Below are 1863 nucleotides of genomic sequence, written 5' to 3' on the forward strand. Positions count from 1 at the left end.
GCTCCGACCGAGTGTTCGACCCGGAACCCCGAGGGAGCCGCGGCCTCGCGGGCGTGCTCTAGGATCGCGGTCTTTCCGATGCCCGCCTCCCCGCGCACCACAAACGCCCCGCTACGTCCGGTCTGTGCCTGAGCGAGAAGGTGTTCGACGGCGACGCGTTCTGCACGCCGGCCCAGAAGGTTCACAGCTCACACCCACCTGAATCCGTCGACACCGTAACCGGAAGTTAAAACTTAGGTAATTATTACCGATGCCGGCACGGCCACCGTCGACCCGCCGGCAGATCGACGAGGAAGGAGTCAGGGCAGCGGCAGGTCTTTGAGCTGTCGGCGGGAGGTGATCTCGAGTTTGCGGAAGATGTTGCGTAGGTGGGCTTCGATGGTGCGAGGGCTGAGGAACAGGTGTGTGCCGACCTCCCGGGAGGTTGCCCCGGTGGCGACAAGCCGCGCGATGTGGAGTTCATGGGCGGTGAGGGCGTCGGTCGGTTGTGGGGTGTGTTTGCGTGGGTGCTCGCCGGTGGCGCGCAGTTCGCGGGCGGCCCGTTCGGCGAATGCGTCCGCGCCCATTCCCGACAGCAGTTGGTGGGCGGTACGAAGTTGATCACGGGCATCCCGGCGACGGCCTTCGCGGCGTAGCCACTCGCCGTAGACAAGGTGGGCACGGGCCAGGTGGGTGGCTATCCGGCACTGCCCGAGCCGCTCGATTGCCTCGCGGTACTGCTCCTCAGCAGCTGGCCCGGTGCTGATCAGCGCTCGTGAGCGAGCTTTCAAACCGAGCGCCCACTGGGTGCCGCTGGCGAGGGCTCGCGATTCGAGTAGCTCCATTGCCGTGGCGGCGCGTTCGGTCTGGCCTGAGCGGACGGCCGCCTCGATCAACTCGGGCAGGGCGATACTGCTGTAGGTCAACTCGTCATACTCGACCGGCGGTGTCGCGGCGGCAAGCGCGTCGTCGTAGTTGCCCAGACCGTTGTGCAGCACTGCCAGAGAGACCTGGGCCAGGCCGATCGTTGCGCCCTCACCCCGCCCCCTCGCCTCCCTGACCATGGCCTCGTACTGCTCCGAGGTTTCGGGCTGGCGGCCGCGCCAGGAGGCCAGGGTGAGTCTGGCGTTGGGCAGCGGCGGGGCCCCCGTCGCCTGCGTGATCGCCTGTTCCTCCGCGGCCAGCTCGGTGGCGCGGGCCGTTTCGCCGGTCAGCACAAGCACGGAGGTGAGGGCGTTGAGCGCGGCCGGAAGCGTGGCCAGCGCGCCCGTTTCGCGGGCGAGCCTGACATTGCGGCTGGCCAGGACGTAGATCGCCTCGTCGTCCCACAGCATTGCCGCGATGTGGCAGGCCAACCAGAGCCAGCTGCGGTTGTCGTCGTCGGCGGGGGAATCGTGGTTGCACAACGACTCCAGGGCCTGCTGCAGGGTAGGAACACTCGTCTCGAAACCCTGTGTGAACCTGGTGGCCAGTCCGTCCAGCAGGAGATCGACTGGGCGGGGCGGTGTCGGCGGTGCGGGCGCGGCTCGGGCGGCCTCGGCCGCTTCCTGCAGCCATCGCCCATGGCCGAGGCGGCCGGCGTGGAAGGATGCCTGCAGCGCGTGCAGGTAGGTCTCGCGGGCCAGTGTCGGGTCCAGCGGGGTAAGTTTCTTGGCGGCGTCGAGCAGCATTTTCGGTGCCTCGCTGCCCCGCGTGATGTGGAACGTGATCCGGGCGCGCAGCAACTCCAGGCGGGCGCGTTGCAGGGCGTCGAGCGGTCCGGCCGCCGCCTCCGCCAGTAGCACCAGGCCGTCGTCGGGCGCGCCGGTCTCGTGCTTGGCGTATGCGGCTTTCAGTGCCCGGCTCGCGCGGACGGCGGGCTCAGGAGTCAGCTCGGCGGCCTGT

2 protein-coding genes are annotated in these 1863 nt (G+C 68.8%); both read right to left on the reverse strand.

The window, feature by feature from the left end:
• The coding region (locus AC507J_RS32190) for an ATP-binding protein (RefSeq protein WP_496294313.1) at nucleotides 1–185 on the reverse strand (185 nt) is incomplete at its 3' end.
• A 114-nt stretch (nucleotides 186–299) separates the two neighbouring features.
• A partial coding sequence (locus AC507J_RS32195) for a helix-turn-helix transcriptional regulator (protein WP_496294315.1) occupies nucleotides 300–1863 on the reverse strand: 1564 nt, incomplete at its 5' end.

This window comes from Micromonospora sp. PRAS1 (assembly GCF_059553435.1).